A 25003-nucleotide genomic window follows, 5' to 3' on the forward strand; every position below is an offset into this window, starting at 1 on the left:
CGCCACCATGGCCCACCCCAGCGCCCAACCCGACCATTTCGTGCACGACCGCCTGCCGCCGGCGCCGGCCCTGCCCACGCTGCGCTACGACACGCCAGAGCTGCAAATCCCTGAACAGACCAACCTGGTGCAGGCCCTGTTCGACCAGGCCGAACGCGCCGGCCATGGCGACCGCCCGCTGCTGCGCGGTCCGCAGCGCACCTACAGCTACCGTGAGGCCCACACCGAGGCCGCGCGCATCGCCGAGCTGCTCACGAAAGAACACGGCCTGGTACCCGGCAACCGCGTGCTGCTGCGCGGCGGCAACACGGTGGAGATGGCGCTGGCCTGGCTGGGCGTGGTGCATGCCGGCCTCGTGGCCGTGGCCACCATGCCGCTGCTGCGCGCGGTGGAGCTGGGCAGCATCATCGAGCGCGCCCAGCCCGTGCTGGCGCTGTGCGACGGTCGCCTGCTGGCCGAGCTGCAGACCGCACAGGCGGAGCACCCGGTGCTCGCCACCATCGTTCCCTTTCACACGGCGCCCGATGCCGCCGACCTGCTGGTGCGCGCGCAGGCCATGGCAGGCACGCAGCCTGCCTGCCCCACGTCGGCGGACGACGTGGCGCTGATGGCCTTCACCTCGGGCACCACGGGGGCCCCCAAGGCCGCCGTGCATGCGCACCGCGACGTGCTGGCCGCCTGCGAGGCCTGGCCACGCCATGTGCTGCGCGCCCGGCCCGAGGACATCGTGGCGGGCTCGCCACCGCTGGCCTTCACCTTTGGCCTGGGCGGGCTGCTGGTGTTCCCGATGTGGGCCGGCGCCAGCATCTACTTCCCCGACCAGCCCTACACGCCCGAGACCATGGTGCGCCTGATGCGCGAGGCCGGCGTGACCATCTGCTACACCGCGCCCACCTTCTACCGCCAGATGGCACCGTTCGCGCGCCAGCTCGGCCTGCCCACGCTGCGCACCAGCGTGAGCGCGGGCGAGGCCCTGCCCGACGCCACGCGCCAGCTGTGGAAGGAGGCCACGGGCATCGACATGACCGATGGCATCGGCGCCACCGAGATGTTCCACATCTTCATCTCGGCCGCGGGCGGCGAAAGCCGCCCCGGCGCCATCGGCAAGGTGGTGCCCGGCTACGAGGCCCGGGTGGTGGACGACCAGGGCCAGGAGCTGCCGCGCGGCACGGTGGGCAAGCTCGCCGTGATCGGCCCCACGGGCTGCCGCTACCTCGATGACCCGCGCCAGGCCAAGTACGTGAAGGACGGCTGGAACTACCCGGGCGATGCCTTCGTGCAGGATGCGGACGGCTATTTCTTCTACCAGGCGCGCGACGACGACATGATCATCACCGCCGGCTACAACGTGGGCGGCCCCGAGGTCGAAGACGCCCTGCTGCGCCACCCGGCCGTGGCCGAGTGCGCCGTGATCGGCGTGCCCGACGAGGAGCGCGGCATGGTGGTCAAGGCCTTCTGCGTGCTCAAGCCCGGCCACACCGGCGATGCCGCCATGGCCAAGAACCTGCAGGACCATGTGAAGGCCACCATCGCGCCCTTCAAATACCCACGCCTGGTCGAGTTCGCCACCGCCCTGCCGCGCACCGAAACGGGCAAACTCCAGCGCTTTCGGCTGCGCCAGCGCGAAGCGGCAGCAGCGGCCACCCACTCCACGACGAACACACCATGAACACCACCTTGCAACCGGCCGGCTGGGTCACCCCCAAAGGCTACGCCAACGGCGTGGCCGCACGCGGCACCATGATCTTCACCGGCGGCCAGATCGGCTGGAATGCACAGCAGCAGTTCGAGAGCGATGACTTCATCGCCCAGACGCGCCAGACCCTGCTCAACGTGCGCGCCGTGCTCGAAGCCGGCGGTGCCGGCCCCGAGCACCTGGTGCGCCTGACCTGGTACGTGGTGGACCGCAACGAATACAACGCCCGCCTGAAGGAACTGGGCGTGGTCTACCGCGAGGTGCTGGGCAAGCACTTCCCGGCCATGGCCTGCGTGCAGGTGGCCGGCCTGATGGAAGAGCGCGCCAGGATCGAGATCGAAGCCACCGCCGTCATCCCCGACGCTGGATAGGAAGCCCCCCTGAGTCGCTTCGCGCCTTCCCCCCAGGGGGACGCCCTCAGCGCGGCGGGGCGGCCCTTGCGCGAGGGCCCTGGCCTTGGCCGCGCCAGTTGCAGGCATCTCAGGTAGCACGCGACTGTCAGCAGCGGCCCTCGCACATGCCGCGTCGATTTGGCGGCTGGCGGGAAGCAGTCTATCGATTTCCCTTGCAGTCACTTGGCACCTCCATGAAATCGCTATGACAAAATGGAATAGCGAACCAACATGGAGGAGAACGCATGCAATCCAGAACACCACGTCCCCACCGATGCCTGGCCGTCGGCCTGGCTACCACCCTGCTGCTGGCCCTGGCGGCCTGCGGCGGCAGCGACGAGGGAGCATCCATCCGCGTCCAGGGGGCGGTCGACAGGCCCGGCAATTACGACACCGCCGCACTGCAGCGCCAGCCGGCCGTCACGCAATCGGTCACGTTCACGAGCGGCAGCGGAACCCAGTCGCGCACCTACACGGGCGCCACGCTGTGGTCGGTGCTGAACGACGCCGGCATCACCCTCGATGCCACCAAGAAGAACGATGGCCTGAACCGCTATGTGCTGGCCACGGGCAGCGATGGCTACCGCGTGGCCTTCGGCCTGGGCGAGATCAACCCCGAGTACGGCAACAAGGCCAGCGTGCTCGCCTATGCCGAGACGCAGAACGGCAGCTCGGGCCCGCTGGCCAGCGCCGACGGCCCGTTCCGCGTGACGGCGCCCGGCGACGTGAAGGGCGGGCGCTATGTCTCCAACCTCGTGCGGCTGGAGGTACGGACATCGGGTTCCACGGCCGCGGGCACGGGAGGCGGTGTGTCCAACGGCTTCGCGGTGTCGGGCGCCGTGACCAAGCCGGCCAGCTTTGACCTGGCCACGCTGCAGGCCCTGCCGGCCAGCACCGTCACGGTGGCGGGCACCACCTACACGGGCGTGAACCTGTGGACGCTGTTGAGCAGCACCACCGGTCTGAAGACGGATGCCAGCGCCAAGAACCCCACGCTGGCCATGGTGGCCGTGGCCACGGGCAGCGATGGCTACAAGGCCCTGGTGTCACTGGGCGAGATCGACCCGGGCTTTGGCAACAAGGCCGCGCTGGTGGCCTACGCCGCCAACGGCGAAGGCCTGGGTCCCAACGGGGTGGCCCGCCTCATCGTGCCCGGCGAGGTGAAGCAAAGCCGATCGGTTTCGAACCTCACCCACATCGAGGTCATCACCGCCGCCCCCTGACCCGGTACGGGCCCTCAGCGCACCGGCGCGCCACCCGGGGGCACCGGTGCCCCACGGCGCGCCCAGAGTGCGGAAAGGGCTTTGCCATACAGAATGAACACCAGCGCCGCACCGATCAAGGGCAGCGCAGCGTAGACCCAGCCCGTGAGCAGCTCGCCGCCGAGTGCCACGCCCACGAACAGGGCCACGGCCGGGTTCACGAACGAGTAGCTGCCGGCCAGCGCGGCCGAGGTGTTCTGCAGCAGCCACAGGTAGGCATTGAGCGCCACCAGCGTGCCGAAGAACAGCAGGTACACCCAGGCCGCCCAGGACCTGGCACTGACCTGGCCCAGGGCACTCACCGGCTCGAAGCACAGCGCCACCACCAGGCCCATGGCCCCGCCCGTGAACCACTGCGCGGCCGAGGCCATGGCCGGTGCCGGCAGCGAAAGCCTGCGCGAGGCGTAGGAGCCGATGCTCCAGCACAGCGGCGCGCCAAAGGCCAGCAGAGCGCCCAGCCAGGTGGCCGAGAAATCCCCTTCCAGCGCCAGCAGCAGCGCGCCCACCACGCCCAGGGCCAGGCCGATCCAGCTGGTCACGGGCACACGCTCACCGCCCCAGCGCGACCACAGGGCCAGCCACATCGGCATGGTGGTGACCACCGTGGCCATGAGGCCCGAGCCAATGCCCATCTTCTGCGCAAAGCCCATGAGGTTCATGGCCAGGAACACCATGCACCCGCCCACCACGGCCGAGTTGCGCCACTGCGTGGCCGTGGGCAGGGCGTGGCCCTGCCACAGCGCCACTGCCAGCATGATGGCCCCGGCACAGAGGAAGCGGATGGCGTTCATCAGCAGCGGCGGCATGGTCTGCACCGCGATACCGATGGCGAAATAGGTGGTGCCCCAGACGATGTACACCAGCAGCAGGGCGATGGCGATAGCCCACACGCGGCGGTTGCCTGCTTGCGCATTGAAAAATGTCGGCATATTCTTCACCTGACCGGAAAATTTATGGAAATCACAGGGATTTCGGAATTTTTACCAAATTCATGCGCTTATGCAAGCAAATATTCAGACAGATGAGATAGACGCCAGAATTATTTCTGCCTTGGGCACCGATGGCCGACGTTCCTACGCCGACGTCGGGGCCGAAGTGGGCCTGTCGACGGCCGCGGTGCATGAGCGGGTGAAGAAGATGCTGGACAAGGGCGTGATCCGCCGCTTTTCGATCAGCGTGGACCACGAGCGCGTGGGGCTGAACTTCACGGCCTTCGTCGCCATCCGCAACGATGGCGGCATCCACTGCCGCGATGTGGCGCCGCGCCTGCGCGCCATGCCCCAGGTGGAAGAACTGCACAGCGTGGCCGGCGAGTACGACTTTCTGGCCAAGATCCGCACCACGCATGCGCGTGCGCTGGAAGACGTGATCTACGAAATCAAGGCGATTGCCGGCGTGGCCCGCACCACCAGCACGGTGGTGCTGAACACCGAGTTCGAGGACCGCCCCTTGGACCTCAACTGGATGAATGACAAAAGCACCCCCTGAGTCGCTTCGCGCCTCGGTGCCACCGCCAGAGGCGGCGGCTCTTCGGGCACGTCCAAGCCTGCGCAGGCAGGCTTGGAGCCGCGGCCCTCAGCCCCTCTCTCATATTGCTTCGCAATCTGGGAGGGGGACGCTCCCAGCGCGGCGGGGCGGCCCTTGCGCGGGAGCACTGGCCTTGGCCGCGCCAGTTTCATGCGCCGCGATGAACCACTGAGATGTCAGATGGCGATGCCCACTGCGGCATTGCGCACGGCGCGCACCAGGCTGTAGACGGTGAGGGCCGAGGTCTTGGGGTTGGCGGCCAGCGGCAGGTTCTCCATCTGCAGCTCCAATCGACCGAAGGCGCCGCGCGCGATCACGGCGTGCACATTGCGGGTGACGCCCGGGTCGGCGACCAGCTCCACCTGGGTGCGGTCCAGCCCCAGCCCCGCCAGCGAGACCGTGGCCGCCACATTGGCATTCTTGGGGAACTGCCGGGCGGCCTCGCGCGCGCTTCCGCGAAAGATCACCTGGGGCGATGCCAGGCGGGCGAGGTCGAAGGCCTGCTCGGCCGGCGTGCCGGTCCAGCTCAGCGGCGGCTTGCGCCCCACATAGGTCACCTCGTCGAGCCCGCCAAAGCGCGCCGCGGCCAGGGCATCGATGGCGCCGATGGCGCCGGACACCAGTTGCAGCCGGGCCCCCCCCTCCTGCGCGGCAGCCTCCAATTGCGCGAACAGCTCCGCATCGTGCAAGGCTCCGACCGAGGCCATGGCGCAGGGAATGCCCGCCCGCAGCGCCGGCAGCACATGGGCCAGCACCGCCGCATGGCCCGCGCACTCGACCACTAGATCGGGGCGCTGCCCCGGCCCGAGGTCCAGCGTGCTGGCCACGCGCACATCCAGCGCAAGGGCCGCGCAGGCCGCCTGGGCCGCATCGAGGGAGGCCGGGGACACCACGACCTGGGCCAGCCGCACACGGTCGTCACCCAACAGCGCGCGCGCCAGGGCCTCGCCGATGGCGCCGAAGCCGACCACGGCAAGCGTGAGCGGTGCCTGGACCCGCGTCATGCCGCAGCCGCCGTGTTCGGAAAATGCTCGGCACAGCGCGCATGCCAGCTGCGCCAGTCGCGGCCCGGGTGCACCTCGCCACAGTGGGCGCAGGTGCGCTCGGCCGGTGCCGAATCGTAGAACGCGGTGTAGGTGCGCGGCAGGTCTTCGACGATGCTGGTGAGCTGCAGCTCGCTGCGCACCACCAGGCCGCCGCAGGCGGCGCAGTACCACTCGAAGGCGTCGATGGAGCCCACGGGCCGGTTGCGTTCCACCACCGTGCAGAGGCTGCCCGGCTCGGGCCGCTGGGGCGAATGGCGCACATGCGCGGGCAAGAGGAAGATATCGCCCTCGCGCAGGTGCACGCGCTCGAACTTGCCGCGGTCGGCGATCAGCAGCGAGGCATTGCCCTTGAACTGGTGGAAGTACTCCTCGTACGGGTCGTCATGGAAGTCGGTGCGCTCGTTGGGGCCGCCCACCACGGTACAGACCAGGTCGGCGTTCTTCCAGATCTGCTGGTTGCCCACGGGCGGCTGCAGGCGCGCGCTGTGGGCATCGAGCCACTGCTGGAAGTTCAGGGGCTTGCTGTAATGGTCGTAGGCCACATCGGCCGGTTGGTAAGGCATGGAGACACTCACTTTCGGAACACAGAAAACCACCGCGCGAGCAGGCCTTGCAGCCTGCGCCACGGAGAAAGGGGGGGAGGCAACTGGCCGGCGGGCACGCCCAGCACCCGGCCAAAGCGCTCGAAGAACTCTTCGCTGAGTTTGCGCGAGCTGGCTTCGACCAGGCGGTTGCCGAACTGCGCCAGGCGCCCGCTGAGCTGCACCTGCACCCACCAGTGCAGCACCGTGCCGCCATCGGCCGTGGGCTCGAAGCGCACCCGCGCCGTGCCCTGGCCGCTGCCCAGCGCACCGGCCTGGCCCACGAAGACCATGGTCAGCGACCGGGGGGGCTGCAGGTCGCGCAGCGTGACATCGCTCTGGAAGCGCACGGACAGGGGCCCCAGGCCGACCTTGACCGTGGCCTCGTACTCGCTGGCGCTGCGCTGGGCCAGGGTCTCGCAGCCCGGGATGCTGGCCTGCAGATTCTGCGGGTCGAGAATGGCCTGCCAGACACGCTCGGGCGATGCCGCCAGCAGCTGGCGACCACCGAAGCCGTCCTTCGGAACCTCCTCGGCGCCGGGTGCTGCGGGTGCCCCCGCGGCGGATGGCGCCAACGGCGCATGCCGTGGCAGCGCCTCGCCCGTGAGGGCCGCCACGCAGCGCCGTACCAGCACCCCGGCCAGATGGCAGCGGTAGTCGGCCGAGGCATGCAGGTCGCCCAGCGCCGTGAGACCATCGGCTGCCACGGTCGACAGGGCAGGCAGGCTGAGACGACCGTGCAGTGCCTGCTCTGCCGCGGGCCAGCGTGTGATGCCCATGCCCAGTCCGGTCACGGCCACCCGCACCGGCCCAGGCCCGGTGTGGGCCACGGCCACGCCCACGAGCGCAAAACGCGATGCCGGCTGCTCGAACTTGAGGTAGTGCAGCCCCTGCAGCCGGGGGAAGCGCACACCCACGATCAGCTCGCCCGGTTCCAGCGCCGTGCTGTACAGGCCCTGGAAGTAATCGTCGGCTGCGATCTCACGCCGCGCGGTGACGATGGTGGCGCCTGCGGCCAACACCCCGGTGGGCCAGCAGGCCGCCGGGTCGTTGTGGGCCAGCGAGCCGCCGAGGGTGCCCATGGCACGCACCTGCGCATCGGCAATGCCGCCGGCCAGGGCCGCCAGGCCCGGCGCGAAGCCGCGCACCGTAGGGCTGGCCGCCACGCTGCCATGCGTGGCCATGGCGCCGATCCAGAGCGTTTGTGCACCGTCCGGCCCGCTTTCCACGCGGATGTCGCGCAGGCCCGGCACATCCTGCAGGTCGACCAGCACCGACGGCGTGGCCATGCCCAGCTTCATCGCAGCCAGCAGCGACTGGCCGCCGGCCAGCCAGCTGCGGCCGCTTGCCTGCGCGGGGGCCATCAGCGCCAGTGCCTCGGCCAGCGAGGCGGGCCGTTGAAAATCCAGCGTGTTCATGCCCACTCCGTCCCGCGCATCGCGGCCAGGCCTTCACAGACTGCCTTCACGATGCCCTCGTAGCCCGTGCAGCGGCACAGGTTGCCGCCCAGGGCATGGCGCACCCAGTGCGGGTCGATGGACGCCTCGGCGGCCTCGGGTTCACCGGCCAGGGCCACCGCGCGCATCAGAAAGCCCGGCGTGCAAAAGCCACACTGCAGCGCATGGTGCCGGCTGAACGCCTGCTGCATGGGATGCAGCCGGTCCGGCGCCTGCGCCAGGCCTTCGACCGTGCGCACGGCACGGCCCTGCACCTGCAGGGCCAGCACATTGCAGGACTTCACGGCGCGGCCATCCACCTGCACGGTGCAGGCGCCGCACTGGGCCGTGTCGCAACCCTGGTGGGTGCCGCGCAGGCCCAGGGGGCCACGCAGGCAGTCCACCAGCAGCATGTTGGCTTCCACCTGCACACTGCAGGCGCTGCCATTGACCTGCAACCGGATCGGCATGCACTGGTTCATGCGGCTGCTGGCCTCAGGCCAGGCGCAGGCCGCAACCTGCAAAGGCTTCGCGCGTGGCGGCCAGTTCGGCTTCGGTCATGTTGAGCAGCGGGCGGCGCACGGGGCCGCCATGCTGGCCCAGCAGCTCCTGCCAGGCCTTGCCATGGGCCTGCGGCTTGCCGGCGGGCTTGCTGGCGCGGAAGGCGGCGCGCACGGGCTCCAGGCTGTCGCGCACCTTGCGTGCCTCGGCATGCTGGCCGGCAAAGGCCAGGCGGGTGTATTCGTTCATGCGCTGGTCGACCTTGGTCTGCAGCAGGAAGGGCGGCGTGGAGCACAGGTAGAGCTTCCAGTTGAGCTCGATGATGTTCTCCAGCCAGTCCTCCTCGGACGGGTTGCTCACCTGGATCTTGTGGCCAGCCAGCTCGGTCAGGCGCTTGTAGCGCGCGCGGTCGGCGCTGTACTTGATGGCCACGATGTTGGGCAGGTCGGCGATGCGGTTGCACAGCTCCGGGCTCATGGTGTAGCCGCAGTCGGGGTGGTTCCACATGGCGATGCCGATGTCGAGCTGCTCCGACAGGTAACGGTAGTACTCGTAGATGGTCTCTTCGGTGTCGGCACCGAAGTGCAGCACCGGGCTGTGCACGATCACGTAGTCGGCACCGGCGTTCGCCGAATGGCGCGCCAGGTCCAGCACCACATCGAGGTTGGTGTCCGAGCACGAGGTGATGATGCCGCAGCGGCCGATGCCGCCGCGGTTGCCCGCGGCCTGCGCGGCCTCCACCGACAGGGTGATCAGGCGCTTGCGCTCCTCGATCGACATGGCGAAGAACTCGGCCTGCTTGCCGGCGATGAACAGGCCGCCCAGGTTCAGGTCGCGGATCCAGTGGTCCATGTTCTGGCGCAGGGCCTTCTCGTCGATGCGCAGCGCCTCGTCGAAGGGCGTGAGGTTGGCGGCCCAGACGCCGGTGAAGTGCTCGCGGGCGTATTCCTTGGCTTCAGACTTCTTGTAATCCATGGTGTTTTCCTTTCAAGACATGGAGGTTCAGAGGCTCCGGCCGCTCATCGCGCGCCAGAACTGTTCGGAGGTGAGGGGGAACTGCAGCGCGCATTCGCCCAGCGGCGCCAGCGCATCGCGTGCCGCATTCATCAGCGCGGCCGGCACGCCGATACAGCCGGCCTCGCCCACGCCTTTGGCACCCAGCAGGTTGTGCGGGCTGGGCGTGGCAAAGCTCGCGATGTCGATGGCGGCCGGCATGTCGTCGGCGCGCGGCGCGGCATAGTCCATGAGGGATCCGGTCACGAGCTGGCCCGCGCCGTCGTAGACCAGGCGCTCCAGCAGGGCCTGGCCCAGGCCCTGCGCCAGGCCGCCGACGAGTTGGCCCTTGGCGAGCTCGGGATGGACGATGTGGCCGGCGTCGTCGGCCCAGGTGATCTGCTCAATGCCGGGGCGGCCGGTGTCACGGTCCACGGCCATGCGCGCGATCACGCAGCCATAGCTCCAGGCCTCGCCGCCCGTGAAGCGCGTGCTGGCCGAGAGCGGCAGCGCTTCGCCCGCCGCGCGCCGTGCCTGCAGCTCCCGGCAGGCCTGCACGATGGCGCCGCCCGCGAGGGCCGTGCTGCGGCTGGCGAGCGCACCGACCCCGGGCGGGCACAGCGCGGTGTCGCCATACACGACCTCGACCCGCTCGGCAGCGATGTCCAGCGCTTCGCCGGCAATGCGGGCATAGGTGGTGGCATGGCCCTGGCCCTGCGCCGGTGATCCGGTCGCCACGGTCACGCGCCCGTCTTCGTGCCAGTCCACACGCGCCGATTCCCAGCCCACGCCGCAGGGCTCGACATACAGCGCCATGCCGATACCCACCACCTCGCCGTCGGCGCGGCGCTGCGCCTGCAGCGCACGCTGCTCCACATAGCCGAAGCGTTCGCAGGCCATCTCCAGCGCGCGCCGGTAATCACCACTGTCGAAAACCTCGCCGGTCGGGGTGGTGTAAGGCATGTCGGCCGCCTCCACCAGGTTGCGCCGGCGCAGCTCCACCGGGTCGATGCCTACGGTACGCGCGGCCTGCTCGACCAGGGTTTCCATGAGCAGTGCGGCCTCAGGCCGGCCCGCGCCGCGGTAGATGGTGACCGGCGCGCTGTGCGCCAGGCCCGCACGGCCCTGCACATCGAGCTGCGCCACGCGGTAGGGCCCGGGCAGGATGCGCGCCGTGTTGCGCAGCGGCACCACGGCCGAGAACGGCAGCCAGGCGCCCAGCGTGAACTGGAGCTCGGCCTGCAGGGCGGCAAAGTGCCCTTCGGCCGTGACCGACAGACGGCCCGCGAGGCGCGCGCCCCGGCCGTGCATGCCCGAGGTGAACTCATCCGAGCGCGAGGAAATCCAGCGCACCGAGGCCTGCATGCGGCGCGCGGCCAGTGCGATGGCCAGGTCCTCAGGGCACAGTGAGGACTTGGCGCCGAAGGCCCCGCCGACGTTGCCGGTGACGACGCGCACACGCGCAGTATCGTCCCAGCCGAGCGCGGCAGCGATGTCCGCCTGGGCACGCGACGGGGCCTGGGTTCCCAGGTGCACGGTGAGGCGCGCGGGCGCGTCACCATGCCACTGCGCCACCATGCCGCGCGGCTCCATCGACAAAGCCAGCACGCGCGGCACATCGAGTGTGGCGCTGGCTTCGCAGGCCACCGCAGCGGCGGCCTGCGGCCCGGCCACCTGGTGTGCCACCTGTGTCACCGGCCGGGCACCGTCAAAGTCCGTCACCGGGGCCAGCGGCTCGATGTCCAGCTGCACCTGCAACGCCGCCTGCTGCGCCGCAACCAGGGAGCGCGCCAGCACCAGAGCCACCGGCTGGCCCACATAGACCACCTCGCCATGGGCCAGCGGTTCGATGGGGGTGACCGGGGCCACGGGCAGCAAGGGGTTGGGCGGCGGCATGTGGACGCGGCGTTCCCCCTGCGCGTCCACCAGGTTCTCGGCGGTCAGCACAGCGACCACGCCCTCGGCCTGGGCTGCGGCCCGGGCATCGACGCCCAGCAAGCGGCCGTGCGCCAGTGGCGAGCGCACGAACACCGCATGCAGCGCGCCTTCGGCCGGCACATCGCCCGTGTACTGGCCGCGCCCCATCAGCAGGGCGGTGTCTTCTCGGCGAAGGGGTGTGAAGGCCGTGTTCAGCATGGGTCGGATTAGACCGACGCCCCCCGCACCGGGCAATCGCATAATTTTGAAAGACTTTGAAGTTTGCCGACACAATCGCACCATGGACCTGCTGGACAACCCCTCCAACCTCAGCCTGCGGCAGCTGCGTGCCTTCTGGCTCGTCGCGCACGAAGGCACCATGACCCGGGCCGCGGCGCGCATGCACCTGACCATCTCGGCGCTGTCCATGCTCGTGCGCACGCTCGAAGAGGAGCTCGGCGTGCGCCTGTTCGAGCGCACCACGCGCCGCATCGAGCTGACCGAGGCCGGCCGCCAGTTTTTGCCCACGGTGCGCGACGTGTTCTTCGCGCTCGACTCGGGCCTGCAGACCCTGCAGGAAAGCAAGCGCCGCAAGAGCGAACGGCTGTCGCTGGTGACCTCGCCGCTCTTGGCAGCCAGCCTGGTGCCCGAGGTCATTGCGCGCTTTCGCGAGCAGTTCCCCAACGTCACCGTGACCCTGGTGGACGCTCCCGTGGACCAGGTCGTGGCCCATGTGCGCGAGGGCAAGTCGGACTTCGGCATCTGCACCGCCGACCTGGCCTCGACCGACCTGGTCTCGCAGGTGCTCTACAAGGACACGCTGGTGCTGGCCTGCAGCCCCGACCACCCGCTGGCCGAGCGGCGCGAGGCCAGCTGGGGCGACCTCACGGACCAGAGCCTGATCCTGCTGACGTCGAACACCGGCCTGCGCCGGCTGGCCGACCAGACCCTGGGGCAACTCACGCTGCGGCTCAAGCCCGCTTTCGAGGTGGCCAACATCCAGACCGCCGTCGGCCTCGTGGCCGCGGGCCTCGGAATCTCGGTGCTGCCGGCCTACAGCCTGTCGCGTGTGGATGGGCAGCGCGTGGTCTCGGTGCCGCTGACCGACCCCGTGGTGACGCGCGAAATCGTCGCGCTGTGCACCCGCGCGCGGCCATTTTCAATGGCCGCTGAAGCATTCTTGAAGCTGTTCACAAAATACGCGGACCAGAGCACGATTTAGGCGGCTTTTCGATCGGTTTTGCTGGTGTTGCCTCTGTTCAGCGTGGCAGCGCGCCAGTACAAAAGTAAGGCGCCCTCACACGTCCCGGCGCACACACAAGGAAACCGATCCATGAAACCCCTTTGCGGCGCCAGCCCCTTCCAGGCCTCTTCCTCCCCCGTGTCCCGCCGCCAGCTGCTGGCGCTGGGTGCCGGCAGCACCGCTGCCTGGCTGTACGCCACCCCGTCGCTGGCCAACACCTGGCCTTCCAAGCCTGTCAAGGTCACCACGGCGGCCTCCACCGGCAGCGGCCCCGATGTGTCGCTGCGCCTGGTGACCGAGCAGCTCGCGCGCCGCTGGGGCCAGCCAGTCATCGTGGACAACAAGCCCGGCGGCAACGGCGTGGTGGCCTTCAACGCAACCCGCAGCGCGGCATCGGACGGCCACGAGCTGATCCACCTGGACAGCACCATGCTGACCTCCAATGTGCACCTGTACAGCCGCCTGCCCTACGACCCGCAGCGCGACTTTGCCCCCATCCGCCCCACGCTGCAGACCGACTTCTTCGTCGCCGTGGCCAAGGACAGCCCCTTCAAATCGGTCGACGACATCGTGCAGGCTGCCCTGGCCGCACCGGACCGTGTCACCTACGGCTCCTGGGGCCTGGGCAGCCCAGGCCACCTGGGCGCCCTGCGCCTGCTGGCCGCCACCAACACGCGCATGACGCACGTGCCCTACAAGGAGATCCCGCAGCTGTTCGCCGCCGTCGCCACCGGCGAAGTGCAATGGGCCCTGGGCAGCATCGCCAGCGCCGGCCCCATGGAGAAATCGGGCCGCATCCGTTTCGTGGGCGTGGCGGCGCCGCAGCCTTCGCCGTTCGCCCCCGGAGTTCCCGGCATGGCGGGCTCTACGCAGGCCAAGGCCTTCGTGGCCAATGCCTGGTTCGGCCTGTTCGCGCCACGCAACACGCCCAAGCCGCTGCGCGACAAGATTGCGGCGGACATCACCGAGATCCTGGCCACGCCGGACATCGCCGACCGCTACCGCAACCTGGGCTACAACCGCTTCGACCAGAAGCCCGACGAATTCGGCGAGTACATTGGCCGCGAGACCCAGCTGTGGGGCCGCGTGATCACCGAGGCCAAGCTCAAGCTCGACTAGGCAGCAGCGCGGCCGGCACAAGAACAACGGAGACAGAACGAAGATGATTGCACTCAAGGACATCAGCTACGTGCGCCTGGGCACGCGCGACCTCGATGGCGCCTGCCGCTATGCCAACGACATCCTGGGCCTGCGCGAAGGCCAGCGCTACGGGCCGCCGCGCCATGGCAGGGCCGTGGGTTTTCGCAGCGACGCGCGCGAGCAGACGTTGGTGTATTTTGACGGCGACCCGGCCGACCATACGACCGGCTTCGAGCTTTCCTCCATGGCCGAGCTGCAGTCCGCCGCCGCGGAGCTCGAACGCCTGGGCCACGCCGTGCGCGAAGGCCGGCCCGATGAATGCGAGCAGCGCCGGGTGCAGGCCTTCATCGGCTTCAACGATCCGAGCGGCAACGCCATCGAGCTCGCCGTCGCGCCCTTCCACAGCGGCGTGCGTTTCTTCCCGACACGCGACACGGGCAACACCGGCTTCTCGCACGTGGGCCTGCGCAGCACCGACCCGGCGCGCGACGAACGCTTCTGGACCACGGTGCTCAGCGCCAAGGTCAGCGACCGCATCGGCGCCGCGCCGCTCCTGCGCATCGACGAGGTGCACCACAAGATCGCGCTGTTTCCCTCGGCGTATGCCGGAGTGCAGCACATCAACCACCAAGTGGCCTCGATCGACGACCTGATGCGCGCCTGGTACCTGCTGCAATCGCGCGGCATCCGCGTGGTGTTCGGGCCGGGCAAACACCCGACCTCGGGCGCCATGTTCCTCTACTTCGAGGGGCCGGACGGCATGGTCTACGAGTTCTCCAGCGGCGTGCGCATGGTCACCGACCCCGATGCACCACCGCGCCAGTTCCCGTTCCACCCCACCTCGTTCTGCATGTGGGGGTCGGTGCCGGATATCCCCGAGTTCCGCTGAAGCGCTTCCGGCACCAGGGGACGGGAGCATCTGAGCCACCCGCTGGTAGCGTGCCGCGATACTGCGGCACCTGCCCGCAGGCTTTTCGCTGCGGGGCATCTAGGGTCGCGGTCTTTCACCACCAGGCCACCCACGATGCCCACCGACCACCCTGCCTGCCTCGCTCTGGCAGCCATCACGGCACTCACATCCCTCCCGGTCCACGCGGCAGAGAATGGCGCAAGCAGCCCCGGTGGCCTGCAGGCACGCCTGTTGCTGACCGCAGACGAGAAGGCGCTGCGGCACATCTGGGAGACATCGCCCACCCCGCCCCGGTTGCCCGTCACGGACCGGGCACGCCTGGGTGCCAGCGCCAGCACCGTGATCATCTTCAAGGGCTGCGCGCCCGACCCGGCGGGACATTGCGACGTGGACGTCGAGTTTGAGGTCGCAGGCCCCGATGGCAAGGCGCAGAACGCCGGTTCGGCCAAGCTGTGGTCCGCCGCGCCGCTGGGGCAGAAGTTCATGCTCGGGGCGGCCAGCGCGACCCTAGCCTTCCATGGCGAGGAGGACCTGGGAAGCTACACCGTGCGCGCGCGCCTGTCGGACCGGGTGGCCCAACGCCAGCTGGAGCTGTCAGCACCCTTGCGCGTCGAGCGCTAGTCGGGGCCTGCGGTCTGGCGCACTGCGTCCAGCATGGCCAGGTAGTGCGGCAACGGCGGCGTGCCCCGGCCCGGCACCTTGGCCAGGTCGTCGTAGCGGCGCAGGCGAATCGCCTCCTGCGCAAAAGGCTGCTCGGCGAACCGGGCGCATTCGACCAGGCCATAGGCACCGCCCTGCAGTTCCAGGCTGTGCTGCGATGCGGGCGAGAGCGCGGCCCAGTAGCCCGCATCCACCGCGCACAGATAGCGCTTGGCGTCGACATGCATGCGGATGGGTTCGAGCACCGCCTCGGGCAGCACACCGCGCAGAAACGGCAGGGCCACGTACTGGTGCAGGTCGTCTTGGCGCGGCGCCCGGGCCTCGTGCTCTGCGGCCGCGGGCGCGAGCAGATGGCCCAGGTCGTGCAGCAAGGCAGCGACCACGGTGGCCGGGGTTTCACCCGCTTCTTCCGCCAGGTGCGCGCACTGCAGCGCGTGGTCGAGTTGGCTCACGGCCTCGCGGCCGTACTGCTTTTGCCCACGTTCGGCGAGCAGCAGGGCGATGTCGTGCAGGGTCACAGCCATGGCCTAGATCATGGTCTTGCGGATGCGCGCCGACACCAGGTCGATCAGGCTCACGGTGACCACGATGATGAGCATCACCGCGCAGGTCTCGGCGTACTGGAAGCCGCGGATGATCTCCCACAGCACCACGCCGATGCCGCCGGCCCCCACCATGCCCACCACCGAGGCCGAGCGCACATTGGCCTCGAAGCGGTAGAGCGTGTAAGAGATCCACAGCGGCATCACCTGCGGGATCACGCCGTAGATGATTTCGTGCAGCGCGCTCGCGCCAGTGGAGCGGATGCCCTCCACGGGCTGAGGGTCGATGGCTTCCACGGCTTCGGAGAACAGCTTGGCCAGCGTGCCCGATGTGTGGATCCACAGCGCCAGCACGCCAGCGAAGGGCCCCAGGCCCACGGCCACCACGAAGAGCATGGCGAACACCATCTCGTTGATGGCGCGGCAGGCGTCGAGCACGCGGCGCACCGGCTGGTTGACCCACCAGGGCGCGATGTTGGAGGAGGCCAGCAGCGCCAGCGGAATGGCCGTGAGCACCGCGAGCGCCGTGCCCCACAGCGCGATCTGCAGCGTGACCAGCATCTCCTGCACATAGATGCGCCACTGCCCGAAGTTGGGCGGAAAGAACTCGGACGCGTACTGGGCCATGTTGCCCGAATCGCGGAGGAGGTCGAGCGGGCGCATGTCGGCACCCTTCCACGATGCGGCCAGCACCAGCAGCAGGATGCCCCAGGACAGGTACCAGGCAAGGCTGCGCTTGGGCGCCGTGGTGCCCGCCAGGGTTGCGAGCGAAGGGGTCAATGCGAAAGACATGGTGGGCACTGGCCGGCTGCGTTGCTTACTTCAGGGAAGCTAGCTGCTGGTCGATCTCGGCCAGGCGGGTCTTCTTGTCGGCGTCGGCCAGCGTGGTATCGCCTTCGATCTTGTTGCGCTTGCCGAACAGGTCGAGCTGGCGGATGGGCATGAGCTGTGCATTGGTCGAGGGCTTGAAGCCCGAGAGCTTGGAGATCTTCATCACGATCTCCTTCTCGCGCGCATCGGTCTTGGCGTAGTTGAAGAAGAAGTCCTTGATCTTGGCCTTGAGCGGCTCGGGCAGGTCCTTGCGCATCACCAGCGGGTCGAGCGCGATCAGCGGCGAGGTCCAGACGATCTTCAGGTCCTTGAATTTCTCGGGCTGGCGCTCCTTGATCTTTTCGAGGTTCTCGCTGTTGTTCGTGGCCACGTCGACCTGCTTGTTGGCCACGGCCAGGGCATTGGTCTCGTGGTTGGCGCTGCGCACCACCTTGAAGTGGGTCTTGGCGTCGATCTTGTTCTGCGCAAACGCGTAGTAGCCGGGCACCAGGAAGCCCGAGGTGGAGTTCGGGTCGCCGTTGCCGAATCTCAGCGACTTGCCGTTCTTGAGCACATCGTCCAGCGTGGCCAGCGGGCTGTCCTTGTGCACGATCAGGTGCGAGTAGTAGCCCTGGGTGCCGTCGGCGTTGACCATCTGCGCGAACACCTCGCCGTTGGCGCGGTCCACGGCTTCCATGGCCGACTTGTTGCCCAGCCACGCGACCTGCATCTTGTTGAAGCGCATGGCTTCGATCAGGCCGGCATAGTCGGAGGCGAAGAAGGCGTTGACCTTGAGGCCCGTCTGCTTGGCCATGTCGTCCAGCAGAGGCTGCCAGTCGGCCTTGAGGTTCTGCGTCGCCTCGGTCGAGATCATGCCGAAGTTGATGTCCTGGGCGTGGGCGCCCGTCGTCAGGCCCAGGCCAAGGGCCAGGGCTGCGCACAGTTTCTTGAACATGGGTGGCTCCAGTGAAAGGGAGAACGGTCGGAAGGAATGCGGAAACCGCGGGATGGGATCGGGGAAGGGCTCAGGCCGCCTGCGCCAGAGGCTGCACCCAGCCATGGGCGGGCTGCTGCACGGGGGCGGTGGCAGGCGCCTGCGGCAAGGCCGCGCCCAGGATTTCGTCGGCCTGCACGCCATAGAGCTCACGCAGCAGCGCGGGCGTGAGATCGGCCGATGGGCCGTCGTAGACCACGCGGCCCTGGTGCAGCGCGACCACACGCGGGCAGTATTTGATGGCCACGTCCACCTGGTGCAGCGAGACGATGACGGTGCTGCCGTCTTCGCGGTTGATGCGCGCCAGGATGTCCATGACCTTGCGCGAGGACTCGGGGTCCAGCGAGGCGATGGGTTCATCGGCCAGCACCACCTTGGCGCCCTGCACCAGGGTGCGCGCAATCGCCGCACGCTGCTGCTGCCCGCCCGAGAGCGTGGAGGCACGCTGCGCATGGCAGTCGGCAATGCCCACGCGGGCCAGCGCCTCCAGCGCCAGGGCGCGCTCGTGCGGGCGGAACACGCGCAGCCAGCCGCGCCAGCGGGGCGTGCGGTGCAGCATGCCCACCAGCACGTTCATCATCACGGGCAGGCGGTCGACCAGGTTGAACTGCTGGAACACGAAGCCCACCTGCGAGCGCACCTTGCGGATGTCACGGTGGATGCGCCCGCCCTGCTGCACGCAGCGGCCGTCGACCTCGACCAGCGAGTGGCTGTCGCCATCGGCCACCACCAGGCCGGCCACATGGCGCAGCAGGGTGGACTTGCCCGAGCCCGAGGCACCGATCAAGGCCACCATCTCACCGGCATGCACCGTGAGGTCGATGCCACGCAGCGCGTGCTTGCCATTGGCGAAATGCTTGTTCAGTTGCTCGATGCGAAGGGCAATGGGCATGGCCGGCTCCAGGTCGTCTATACAAATGCAGTGTGGAAGCGCGGCGTGACAGTGCGTTGACAGTTGCGGGAAATTTGCAAGTCAGTAGCTCACAGAACCCGCACGCCCTCGCGCCACACGCCGCGCACCACGGCCTGCTGCGCGCCGCCGGGCAGCTCCACCAGGTGCACCTGCACCAGGTCGGCGCGCAGGCCGGTTGCCAGCTCGCCGCGGTCGGCCATGCCCGAGGCCCGCGCCGGGTTGCGCGTGACGGTGGCCACGGCCTCGGGCAGCGTGAAGATGCCGTCGTGCACCAGGCGCATCACGGCGCCGAGCAGGCTGCCCGGCACGTAGTCGGACGAGAGGATGTCCAGCAGGCCCTGGCGCGCGAGGTCGGACGCCGCGACATTGCCCGAGTGCGAGCCACCGCGCACCACGTTGGGCCCGCCCATCACGGTGAGCAGGCCGCACGCGTGCGCCGCCTGGGCCGCCGCCAGCGTGGTCGGGAACTCGGACATGCCCGCCCCCTCGGCATGGGCCTGCTCCACATGCGCCACCGTGGTGTCGTCGTGGCTGGCCAGGGCGATGCCATGGGTGCGGCAGTAGTCCACGAAGTAGGCGCGGTGCGGCTCGGCGTACTGCGCCTGCAGGGTGGCGGCATGCTGCACCTGGCGCTCGAACTTCTCGCTGCTCCAGCCCTTCTTGCCGGTGTAGTAGGTGCGCGCCTGCTCGATGTTCTCCCACTGGCGCTGCCCGGGGGTGTGGTCCATCAGCGAGATCAGCGACAGGCGCGGGTGCCCGTGGAAGGGGCCGAACAGGTCGATGGTGTTGGGCGCCGGCAGTTCGCAGCGCACGTGCAGGTGGTGGTCGGCGCGCAGCAGATGGCGCTCGGTGCAGGTGTCGATGGTGTCGAGCACCTGGTTCCAGGCGCTGCCGCGCAGGCTCTCCGCATCGGCCTCGCCCACGCCCAGCGCGTCGAGCACGGTGGTGATGCCGGCCGCGGCGATCTCGGCATCGTGCGCCAGCAGCGCGGGCATCGCAGCCCACTGCACCTTGGGGCGCGGCATGAGGTGGCGCTCGAAGTTGTCGGTGTGCACCTCGACCAGACCGGGCAGCAGGTAGTCGCCGCCCAGGTCGATGCCCTGCAGCGCCGCCGTGCCGCCCGATGCCAGGGCGGCTATGCGCCCGCCCTGTACCGAGAGCGAGCCCTGCACCACCTCGCCAGGCAGCACCATGCGGGCGTTGTGGAACACTGCGTTCGCACTCATGCCACCACCCCGCGGAAGTCCGCCACATTCACGCGGCGCGTGGCCACGGCCGCGCCCACATGCGCATCATGGAATATGCCGACCAGAGCAGCTCCACGCTCCACGGCCTCTCGGACCAGGGCGATCACTGTATCGGTGTTGGCTGCGTCGAGCGAGGCCGTGGGCTCGTCGAGCAGCAAGAGAGGCTTGGGCTTGATCATGTTGCGCGCGATGTTGATGCGCTGCTGCTCGCCGCCCGAGAAGGTGGCGGGCGGCAGGTGCCACAGGCGTTCCGGGATGCGCAGGCGGGTGAGCCAGGCGCGCGCGGTGTCGCGTGCCGCCTCCAGGGCGGCCTCGTCGTCACCTGCATCTTCAGCCAGCGGTTCGGCCACCACGTCGAGCGCGCCCACGCGGGGGATCACGCGCAGGAACTGGCTCACGTAGCCGACGGTGTCGCGGCGCAGCTGCACCAGCTCGCGCGGCGTGGCCTGGGTCACGTCCACGGCCGGACCGTGCGCCGGCTGCACGGTGATGCGGCCCGCGTTGGCGCGGTAGTTGGCATAGACCAGCTTGAGCAGCGTGCTCTTGCCCATGCCCGAGGGGCCATCGAGCACCACGCATTCGCCGGGACCGACGGAGAGATTCACCTGGGCGAGCACGGGCAGCTCGATGCCGTTCTGGTGGTGCAGCGTGAAGCGCTTGGCCACGCCCTGGAGTTCCAGGATGGGTGCATTGGTGGGGGTCGTCATCATGGTTGCAGTACCGAGGAAACGAGGAGCTGGGTGTAGGGGTGCTGGGGGTCGTCGAGCACCTGGTCGGTCAGGCCCGACTCGACCACGCGGCCGCGCTGCATCACCACCATGCGATGGGCCAGCAGCCGGGCCACGGCCAGGTCGTGCGTGACCACGATGGCCGCCAGCTGCATCTGCCGCGTAAGCTGGCGCAAGAGGTCGAGCAGGCGCGCCTGCACCGAAACATCCAGGCCCGAGGTCGGCTCGTCCATGAACACCAGGCGCGGCCGGGTGACCAGGTTGCGCGCGATCTGCAGGCGCTGGCGCATGCCGCCCGAGAAGGCGCGCGGTGCGTCGTCGATGCGCCCGGCGTCGATCTCCACGCGCTGCAGCCATTCGGTGGCGGCGGCGCGCAGACGGCCGTAATGGCGCTCGCCCAGGCCCATGAGGCGCTCGCCCACATTGGCCCCGGCCGACACGTCCATGCGCAGGCCGTCGGCCGCGTTCTGGTGCACGAAGCCCCAGTCGGTGCGCGCCAGCAGGCGCTGCTGGGCCTCGCTCATGGCCAGCACGTCCTGCAAGGCGCCGCTGCGGTCCTGGAAGTGCACGCTGCCCGCATCGGGCCGACTGCGCGCCGCCACGGCGTTGAGCAGGGTGGACTTGCCCGAGCCGGACTCGCCGACCACGGCCAGCACCTCGCCGGGCCACAGGTCGAAGGAGGCGTCCTGCAGCGCCACGCGCTGGCCATAGCGCTTGCCGATGCCGCGCACGCTGAGCAGTGGGGAAGAAGAAGGGGTAGCGTCCATGGCGATCAGGGTTCTATGGAAAAGCTCAGGCCATGCTGCGCAAAGCCCAGGGATTCGTAGAAGGCATGCGCGTCGGTGCGCTTGCGGTGGGACGAGAGCGCCAGCTTGTAGCAGCCGGCCTCGCGCGCCTGCTGCAGGGCGTGGGCCATCATCTGGCGGCCGATGCCCTGGCCCTTGCGGTCAGCGGCGACCACCACGTCCTCGACGATGGCCGAGGGCGCGCCCCGATGGGCCAGGTTGTGCATGACCAGCAGGCTGTAGGTGCCGAGCACGTCGGCACCGGGTTCGGCGCTCTCGCAGGCCACCCACAGGCGGTAGCTCGGGTAAGCGCGGAACTGCGCCAGCGCAGCCCGCGCTTCAGCGAGCGTGAGCACATGCTCGGGGCTGTCCTCGATGCCCTGGTACAGGGCCAGCACCTCGTCCAGGTCGGCCTCGGTGGCCTCGCGCACGAGCACGGCGCTCATGCGCCTTCCCCGGCCGGCACGGCAGCCGCAGACGCCTGGCGCTCCTGGCAGTAGTCGGAGTCAGAGCACACATGCATGCGCGTGCCCTGGTCGTCGGTGATGACCTCGTCGAGAAAGCTGTCCGTGGCGCCGCACAGGGCGCAGCCGCAGTCCCAGCGCTGCACCTCGAAGGGGTGGTCCTCGAAGCCCAGGCTCTCCACGGGCGTGTAGGGCGGCACGGCGTAGATGCGCTTTTCACGGCCCGCGCCGAAGAGCTGCAGCGCGGGGTTCATGTGCATCTTGGGGTTGTCGAACTTGGGGATGGGCGACGGCGCCATCACATAGCGGTGGTTGACCAGCACCGGGTAGTCGTAGGTGGTGGCGATGTGGCCGTAGCGCGCGATGTCCTCGTAGAGCTTGACGTGCATGAGCCCGTATTCGGCCAGGCCGTGCAGGGTGCGCGTCTCGGTCTCGCGCGGCTCCAGGCGCTGCATGGGCTCGGGCACCGGCACCTGGTAGACGAGCACCTGGCCTTCGGCCAGCGGCGTCTCGGGGATGCGGTGGCGCGTCTGGATGAGCGTGGCCTCGGCCGTGCGCGTGGTGGTGGCCACGCCCGTGGTGCGCTGAAAGAAGCGGCGGATGTTGACCGCGTTGACCGTGTCGTCCGAGCCCTGGTCGATGACCTTGAGCCGGTCTTCGGGCCCGATGATGGCCGCCGTGACCTGGATGCCGCCCGTGCCCCAGCCGTAGGGCAGTGGCATCTCGCGCGAGCCGAAGGGCACCTGGTAGCCCGGGATGGCCACGGCCTTGAGGATGGCCCGGCGGATCATGCGCTTGGTGCGCTCGTCCAGGTAGGCGAAGTTGAAGTCGCCGCCGGTGGCAGCGGCGTCGGCGGGCAGGTCCATCAGCCCGGGCTCATGGGGGGCGTTCATGCGTCGTCTCCTGGCGGGGGGGTGTCCGACGCCGTGGCGCGCATGCGGCGCACCAGCTCCAGCTCGGACTGGAAGTCCACGTAGTGCGGCAGCTTCAGGTGCTGCACGAAACCCGAAGCTTCCAGGCTGTCGCTGTGCGAGAGCACGAACTCCTGCATCTGCGCGGGCGATTCGACGGGCTCGCCCAGCTCGTCGGCGCGCAACGCGCGGTCCACCAGGCCCATGGCCATGGCCTTGCGCTCGCTGTGGCCAAAGGCCAGGCCGTAGCCACGCGTGAACTGCGGCGGTGTGCTCTTGCTGCCCGCGAACTGGTTGACCATCTCGCACTCGGTGATCTCCAGGTCGCCGATGGAAATGGCAAAGCCCAGCTCTTCGGGTGCAATCTCCACGGCCACCGTGCCCAGGCGCAGCTCGCCCACGAAGGGATGCAAGTGCGCATAGCCGCGCTGGGTCGAATACGCCATGGCGAGCAGAAAGCCCTCGTCGCCGCGCGCCAGGTTCTGCAGCCGCGTGGCGCGGTTGGCCGGAAAGCGCAGCGGCTCGCGCGTGAGGTCGGCGGGCGCCGGGTCGCCTGGCGGCACAGGGCGCGTCTCGATCAGACCTTCCTGGTTGAGCAGATCCACCACGCGCGGCGTCACGGCCGGTGCGTCGGTCAGCGGCGTGGGCGCTGCGGGAGCCACCGGCGGCTGGCCCTGCGCCAGCAGCGTGAAGTCGAGCAGGCGCTGGGTGTAGTCGTAGGTGGGGCCCAGCACCTGGCCGCCGGGCAGGTCCTTGAAGGTGGCCGAGATGCGGCGGGTCAGCGCCATGCGCGCGGTGTCCAGCGGCAAGCTCGTGCCCAGGCGCGGCAGCGTGGCGCGGTAGGCGCGCAGCAAGAAGATCGCCTCGACCAGGTCGCCCGCGGCCTGCTTGATGGCCAGGGCCGCAAGTTCGGGGTCGTAGACCGAGCCTTCGGTCATCACGCGATCCACGGCCAGCTTGAGCTGGTCACGGATCTGCGCCACCGAGAGTTCGGGCTCGGCCGTGTCGCCCCGGCGCTGCTCGGCCAGCAGGCGGTAGCTGTTGAGGATGGCGGTTTCCCCGCCCTTGACGGCAACGTACATGGTGTCAGGCCTCCACGGTGGCAGGATCGATGCAGGTAGTGCGCGGCAGGCCGGCGATGTGCGTGGCCGTGGCCAGCACCAGGTCCACCCCGCGTGGAAAGGCGCCGTGGTTCGCGGCCCACTGGCGCTCGAAATCCTCCGGCAGGCCGGCCACGCGCAGGTGCTGCGCCGATGGGATACCGGGGCCTGTCAGGCGCCAGGCGCCAGCGCCTTCCACGGCCGGGGCCAGCACCTGCACGTCGACCACGCAGGTGGCGGACTGGTCGGGGTACTCGTCGCTGCCGCACGCCAGACGGTCCAGGGCCGGCAGCGCATCGCCCGCGCCGACCCAGGCAAAGCGCGCCTGTGCGGGCGCATCCACCAGCACGCAGCCGGTGTGAAAGCGCAGCCAGGTGCCGGCCTGGCTGGCCGCCAGTGTGGGCGACAGCCACAGCGTGCATTCGCTGTCGAGCAGGGCCAGCAGCACCGCGGCCGATGCGGCATGGCCGGTGGCGGGCACCTCGGCATCGTGAACCACGGCGACCGGGCTGCCCGGCTGCGACAGCGCCTGCAGCACCGCGCGGAACACGCCCTGGCTGCCCAGGGCCTCGCTGGAAAAGCCCGCGCCCAGTGTGGACAACCGCGCCTCGGGGGTGGTGGGGGCAGTGCTCATTCCATGTCCTCCTCGCTGTCGCAGTGGGCGCTGCCGCTTTCGCGCGCCACGGTGAAGAAATCCACCCGCGTGCTCGCGGCGCGCGCCTGGCGCTCGGCCTGCTGCTGGGCCAAATGGCGGCGAATCGGGTCGAGCAGGCCCGTGTCGAGCGTGGCCTGGTGCGCCGGGTCCTGCAGCAGCGCGTCGGCCAGCGCCGCGAGTTGCACCTGGCGGTGCGAGCGGCCCAGCACATAGGCCACGCCCACGGTGGCCTCGCAGTCGTCGGAGGGCTGCACGCGCAGTGCGCAGCGGGTGACCGTGACCTCGCCCAGGTTGAAGCGCTCGCCCGTGCCGCCGGCACGGCCCTGCACCATCATCAGGCCGGTCTCGGGGGCGCGCAGCCAGCGCGCGGGGAGCTCGGCATGGGCCTGCAGCGCGGGCTCCAGCAGGCCAAGCGGCGCCCTGGCGAGCAGCGCCATCCAGTGCGCCCGCGCCAGCGGCCGGCCCGGGCCGGGGTTGTCAAAGGCTTGAAACATGAAGGTGGTACCCTTAAAGTTGTATAGACAAATTGAACAACTGGCGCCAGCTTAGA

At 69.4% G+C, this 25003-nt stretch carries 27 protein-coding genes and 1 pseudogene; 8 read left to right on the forward strand and 20 right to left on the reverse strand.

All coding sequences use genetic code 11. The features are described from left to right. Window positions 1–7 precede the first annotated feature (7 nt). The 3 genes from HNP48_RS16970 to HNP48_RS16980 all read left to right on the forward strand — a co-directional run bounded on the left by HNP48_RS16970 (window position 8) and on the right by HNP48_RS16980 (window position 3311). Entirely contained in the window at window positions 8–1669 is a 1662-nt protein-coding gene (locus HNP48_RS16970; protein ID WP_184859089.1) for an AMP-binding protein, read from the forward strand. Then, entirely contained in the window at window positions 1666–2067 is a 402-nt protein-coding gene (locus HNP48_RS16975) for a RidA family protein (RefSeq protein WP_184859091.1), read from the forward strand. The genes HNP48_RS16970 and HNP48_RS16975 overlap by 4 nt, the downstream gene beginning before the upstream one ends. A gap of 266 nt (window positions 2068–2333) precedes the next feature. Further along, entirely contained in the window at window positions 2334–3311 is a 978-nt protein-coding gene (locus HNP48_RS16980) for a molybdopterin-binding oxidoreductase (protein WP_184859093.1), read from the forward strand. A gap of 14 nt (window positions 3312–3325) precedes the next feature. Here HNP48_RS16980 and HNP48_RS16985 read toward each other — a convergent pair whose 3' ends face one another. Then, complete coding sequence (locus HNP48_RS16985; protein ID WP_184859095.1) at window positions 3326–4279, reverse strand: EamA family transporter; 954 nt, start codon at window positions 4277–4279, stop codon at window positions 3326–3328. 70 nt (window positions 4280–4349) lie between these two features. Here HNP48_RS16985 and HNP48_RS16990 point away from each other — a divergent pair, with 70 nt between their 5' ends. Next, a complete protein-coding gene (locus tag HNP48_RS16990; protein WP_221480241.1) occupies window positions 4350–4838 on the forward strand; it encodes an Lrp/AsnC family transcriptional regulator in 489 nt (162 codons plus the stop codon). 215 nt (window positions 4839–5053) lie between these two features. Here HNP48_RS16990 and HNP48_RS16995 read toward each other — a convergent pair whose 3' ends face one another. The 7 genes and pseudogenes from HNP48_RS16995 to HNP48_RS17020 form a co-directional block, all read right to left on the reverse strand. Continuing rightward, window positions 5054–5881: an aspartate dehydrogenase gene (locus tag HNP48_RS16995; RefSeq protein ID WP_184859097.1), complete on the reverse strand. Its 828-nt coding sequence runs from the start codon at window positions 5879–5881 to the stop codon at window positions 5054–5056. Next, window positions 5878–6486, reverse strand: a complete 609-nt coding sequence (locus tag HNP48_RS17000) for a 3-hydroxyanthranilate 3,4-dioxygenase (RefSeq protein WP_184859099.1) — start codon at window positions 6484–6486, stop codon at window positions 5878–5880. Before HNP48_RS17000 ends, HNP48_RS16995 begins: the two co-directional genes overlap by 4 nt. Window positions 6487–6494: 8 nt before the next feature. After that, complete coding sequence (locus tag HNP48_RS35820; RefSeq protein ID WP_409362564.1) at window positions 6495–7121, reverse strand: CoxG family protein; 627 nt, start codon at window positions 7119–7121, stop codon at window positions 6495–6497. Next, window positions 7110–7922: pseudogene (locus HNP48_RS35825) on the reverse strand (FAD binding domain-containing protein); the annotation flags it as partial. The gene HNP48_RS35820 and the pseudogene HNP48_RS35825, both read right to left, overlap by 12 nt. Further along, window positions 7919–8410, reverse strand: a complete 492-nt coding sequence (locus HNP48_RS17010; protein ID WP_260420258.1) for a (2Fe-2S)-binding protein — start codon at window positions 8408–8410, stop codon at window positions 7919–7921. The pseudogene HNP48_RS35825 and the gene HNP48_RS17010, both read right to left, overlap by 4 nt. A 25-nt stretch (window positions 8411–8435) precedes the next feature. Next, window positions 8436–9416 carry a dihydrodipicolinate synthase family protein gene (locus tag HNP48_RS17015; RefSeq protein WP_184859105.1) on the reverse strand — a complete coding sequence of 327 codons (981 nt, stop codon included), beginning with the start codon at window positions 9414–9416 and terminating at the stop codon, window positions 8436–8438. Between the two features lie 27 nt (window positions 9417–9443). After that, window positions 9444–11570 (reverse strand): xanthine dehydrogenase family protein molybdopterin-binding subunit, encoded by a 2127-nt coding sequence (locus HNP48_RS17020; RefSeq protein WP_184859107.1) that lies wholly within the window; start codon window positions 11568–11570, stop codon window positions 9444–9446. A gap of 82 nt (window positions 11571–11652) precedes the next feature. Here HNP48_RS17020 and HNP48_RS17025 point away from each other — a divergent pair, with 82 nt between their 5' ends. The 4 genes from HNP48_RS17025 to HNP48_RS17040 all read left to right on the forward strand — a co-directional run bounded on the left by HNP48_RS17025 (window position 11653) and on the right by HNP48_RS17040 (window position 15265). Further along, window positions 11653–12573 carry a LysR family transcriptional regulator gene (locus HNP48_RS17025; RefSeq protein WP_184859109.1) on the forward strand — a complete coding sequence of 307 codons (921 nt, stop codon included), beginning with the start codon at window positions 11653–11655 and terminating at the stop codon, window positions 12571–12573. Window positions 12574–12684: 111 nt separating this feature from the next. Then, window positions 12685–13713 (forward strand): tripartite tricarboxylate transporter substrate binding protein, encoded by a 1029-nt coding sequence (locus HNP48_RS17030; RefSeq protein ID WP_184859111.1) that lies wholly within the window; start codon window positions 12685–12687, stop codon window positions 13711–13713. A 43-nt stretch (window positions 13714–13756) separates the two neighbouring features. After that, entirely contained in the window at window positions 13757–14623 is an 867-nt protein-coding gene (locus tag HNP48_RS17035) for a VOC family protein (protein WP_184859113.1), read from the forward strand. Window positions 14624–14758: 135 nt separating this feature from the next. Further along, a complete protein-coding gene (locus HNP48_RS17040; RefSeq protein WP_184859115.1) occupies window positions 14759–15265 on the forward strand; it encodes a hypothetical protein in 507 nt (168 codons plus the stop codon). Here HNP48_RS17040 and HNP48_RS17045 read toward each other — a convergent pair. From HNP48_RS17045 to phnG, 12 genes are all read right to left on the reverse strand, one after another. Then, window positions 15262–15828 (reverse strand): phosphonate degradation HD-domain oxygenase, encoded by a 567-nt coding sequence (locus tag HNP48_RS17045; protein ID WP_184859117.1) that lies wholly within the window; start codon window positions 15826–15828, stop codon window positions 15262–15264. The genes HNP48_RS17040 and HNP48_RS17045 overlap by 4 nt on opposite strands. Window positions 15829–15831: 3 nt before the next feature. Next, window positions 15832–16638, reverse strand: coding sequence for a phosphonate ABC transporter, permease protein PhnE (gene phnE, locus HNP48_RS17050; protein ID WP_184859119.1), 807 nt, complete (start codon window positions 16636–16638; stop codon window positions 15832–15834). 25 nt (window positions 16639–16663) lie between these two features. Next, window positions 16664–17611: a phosphonate ABC transporter substrate-binding protein gene (phnD, locus tag HNP48_RS17055; protein WP_184859122.1), complete on the reverse strand. Its 948-nt coding sequence runs from the start codon at window positions 17609–17611 to the stop codon at window positions 16664–16666. Window positions 17612–17681: 70 nt separating this feature from the next. After that, a complete protein-coding gene (phnC, locus tag HNP48_RS17060) occupies window positions 17682–18542 on the reverse strand; it encodes a phosphonate ABC transporter ATP-binding protein (protein ID WP_184859124.1) in 861 nt (286 codons plus the stop codon). Between the two features lie 89 nt (window positions 18543–18631). Then, window positions 18632–19789, reverse strand: a complete 1158-nt coding sequence (locus HNP48_RS17065; protein WP_184859126.1) for an alpha-D-ribose 1-methylphosphonate 5-triphosphate diphosphatase — start codon at window positions 19787–19789, stop codon at window positions 18632–18634. Next, a complete protein-coding gene (gene phnL / locus HNP48_RS17070) occupies window positions 19786–20517 on the reverse strand; it encodes a phosphonate C-P lyase system protein PhnL (protein ID WP_184859128.1) in 732 nt (243 codons plus the stop codon). Before phnL ends, HNP48_RS17065 begins: the two co-directional genes overlap by 4 nt. Next, a complete protein-coding gene (gene phnK / locus HNP48_RS17075) occupies window positions 20517–21305 on the reverse strand; it encodes a phosphonate C-P lyase system protein PhnK (RefSeq protein WP_184859130.1) in 789 nt (262 codons plus the stop codon). The genes phnL and phnK overlap by 1 nt, the downstream gene beginning before the upstream one ends. A 5-nt stretch (window positions 21306–21310) precedes the next feature. Then, on the reverse strand, window positions 21311–21769 hold the full coding sequence (locus tag HNP48_RS17080; RefSeq protein ID WP_184859131.1) for a GNAT family N-acetyltransferase: 459 nt from the start codon (window positions 21767–21769) through the stop codon (window positions 21311–21313). After that, window positions 21766–22680 carry an alpha-D-ribose 1-methylphosphonate 5-phosphate C-P-lyase PhnJ gene (locus HNP48_RS17085; RefSeq protein ID WP_311773829.1) on the reverse strand — a complete coding sequence of 305 codons (915 nt, stop codon included), beginning with the start codon at window positions 22678–22680 and terminating at the stop codon, window positions 21766–21768. Before HNP48_RS17085 ends, HNP48_RS17080 begins: the two co-directional genes overlap by 4 nt. Beyond that, window positions 22677–23780, reverse strand: a complete 1104-nt coding sequence (locus HNP48_RS17090) for a carbon-phosphorus lyase complex subunit PhnI (protein WP_184859132.1) — start codon at window positions 23778–23780, stop codon at window positions 22677–22679. Before HNP48_RS17090 ends, HNP48_RS17085 begins: the two co-directional genes overlap by 4 nt. Window positions 23781–23784: 4 nt before the next feature. After that, the gene (gene phnH, locus HNP48_RS17095) at window positions 23785–24432 is read right to left on the reverse strand and encodes a phosphonate C-P lyase system protein PhnH (protein ID WP_184859133.1); all 648 of its coding nucleotides are present in this window, start codon (window positions 24430–24432) and stop codon (window positions 23785–23787) included. Further along, complete coding sequence (gene phnG, locus HNP48_RS17100; RefSeq protein WP_184859134.1) at window positions 24429–24947, reverse strand: phosphonate C-P lyase system protein PhnG; 519 nt, start codon at window positions 24945–24947, stop codon at window positions 24429–24431. Before phnG ends, phnH begins: the two co-directional genes overlap by 4 nt. Window positions 24948–25003 lie beyond the last annotated feature (56 nt).

The organism is Acidovorax soli, from assembly GCF_014207955.1.
GTDB classification, from domain to species: Bacteria; Pseudomonadota; Gammaproteobacteria; order Burkholderiales; family Burkholderiaceae_C; genus Acidovorax; species Acidovorax soli_A.

Bases quoted from the DNA above. Each gene is read 5' to 3' on its own strand.
- phnG (WP_184859134.1), bottom strand. From the start codon at position 24,947: ATGTTTCAAGCCTTTGACAACCCCGGCCCGGGCCGGCCGCTGGCGCGG.
- phnL (WP_184859128.1), bottom strand. From the start codon at position 20,517: ATGACGACCCCCACCAATGCACCCATCCTGGAACTCCAGGGCGTGGCC.
- phnE (WP_184859119.1), bottom strand. From the start codon at position 16,638: ATGTCTTTCGCATTGACCCCTTCGCTCGCAACCCTGGCGGGCACCACG.
- HNP48_RS17025 (WP_184859109.1), top strand. From the start codon at position 11,653: ATGGACCTGCTGGACAACCCCTCCAACCTCAGCCTGCGGCAGCTGCGT.
- phnH (WP_184859133.1), bottom strand. From the start codon at position 24,432: ATGAGCACTGCCCCCACCACCCCCGAGGCGCGGTTGTCCACACTGGGC.
- HNP48_RS17020 (WP_184859107.1), bottom strand. From the start codon at position 11,570: ATGCTGAACACGGCCTTCACACCCCTTCGCCGAGAAGACACCGCCCTG.
- HNP48_RS17030 (WP_184859111.1), top strand. From the start codon at position 12,685: ATGAAACCCCTTTGCGGCGCCAGCCCCTTCCAGGCCTCTTCCTCCCCC.
- HNP48_RS17065 (WP_184859126.1), bottom strand. From the start codon at position 19,789: ATGAGTGCGAACGCAGTGTTCCACAACGCCCGCATGGTGCTGCCTGGC.
- HNP48_RS17090 (WP_184859132.1), bottom strand. From the start codon at position 23,780: ATGTACGTTGCCGTCAAGGGCGGGGAAACCGCCATCCTCAACAGCTAC.
- HNP48_RS17010 (WP_260420258.1), bottom strand. From the start codon at position 8,410: ATGCCGATCCGGTTGCAGGTCAATGGCAGCGCCTGCAGTGTGCAGGTG.
- HNP48_RS16980 (WP_184859093.1), top strand. From the start codon at position 2,334: ATGCAATCCAGAACACCACGTCCCCACCGATGCCTGGCCGTCGGCCTG.
- HNP48_RS17085 (WP_311773829.1), bottom strand. From the start codon at position 22,680: ATGAACGCCCCCCATGAGCCCGGGCTGATGGACCTGCCCGCCGACGCC.
- HNP48_RS17045 (WP_184859117.1), bottom strand. From the start codon at position 15,828: ATGGCTGTGACCCTGCACGACATCGCCCTGCTGCTCGCCGAACGTGGG.
- phnC (WP_184859124.1), bottom strand. From the start codon at position 18,542: ATGCCCATTGCCCTTCGCATCGAGCAACTGAACAAGCATTTCGCCAAT.
- HNP48_RS16990 (WP_221480241.1), top strand. From the start codon at position 4,350: ATGCAAGCAAATATTCAGACAGATGAGATAGACGCCAGAATTATTTCT.
- HNP48_RS16975 (WP_184859091.1), top strand. From the start codon at position 1,666: ATGAACACCACCTTGCAACCGGCCGGCTGGGTCACCCCCAAAGGCTAC.
- HNP48_RS16995 (WP_184859097.1), bottom strand. From the start codon at position 5,881: ATGACGCGGGTCCAGGCACCGCTCACGCTTGCCGTGGTCGGCTTCGGC.
- phnD (WP_184859122.1), bottom strand. From the start codon at position 17,611: ATGTTCAAGAAACTGTGCGCAGCCCTGGCCCTTGGCCTGGGCCTGACG.
- HNP48_RS17080 (WP_184859131.1), bottom strand. From the start codon at position 21,769: ATGAGCGCCGTGCTCGTGCGCGAGGCCACCGAGGCCGACCTGGACGAG.
- HNP48_RS17000 (WP_184859099.1), bottom strand. From the start codon at position 6,486: ATGCCTTACCAACCGGCCGATGTGGCCTACGACCATTACAGCAAGCCC.
- phnK (WP_184859130.1), bottom strand. From the start codon at position 21,305: ATGGACGCTACCCCTTCTTCTTCCCCACTGCTCAGCGTGCGCGGCATC.
- HNP48_RS16970 (WP_184859089.1), top strand. From the start codon at position 8: ATGGCCCACCCCAGCGCCCAACCCGACCATTTCGTGCACGACCGCCTG.
- HNP48_RS17040 (WP_184859115.1), top strand. From the start codon at position 14,759: ATGCCCACCGACCACCCTGCCTGCCTCGCTCTGGCAGCCATCACGGCA.
- HNP48_RS17015 (WP_184859105.1), bottom strand. From the start codon at position 9,416: ATGGATTACAAGAAGTCTGAAGCCAAGGAATACGCCCGCGAGCACTTC.
- HNP48_RS16985 (WP_184859095.1), bottom strand. From the start codon at position 4,279: ATGCCGACATTTTTCAATGCGCAAGCAGGCAACCGCCGCGTGTGGGCT.
- HNP48_RS17035 (WP_184859113.1), top strand. From the start codon at position 13,757: ATGATTGCACTCAAGGACATCAGCTACGTGCGCCTGGGCACGCGCGAC.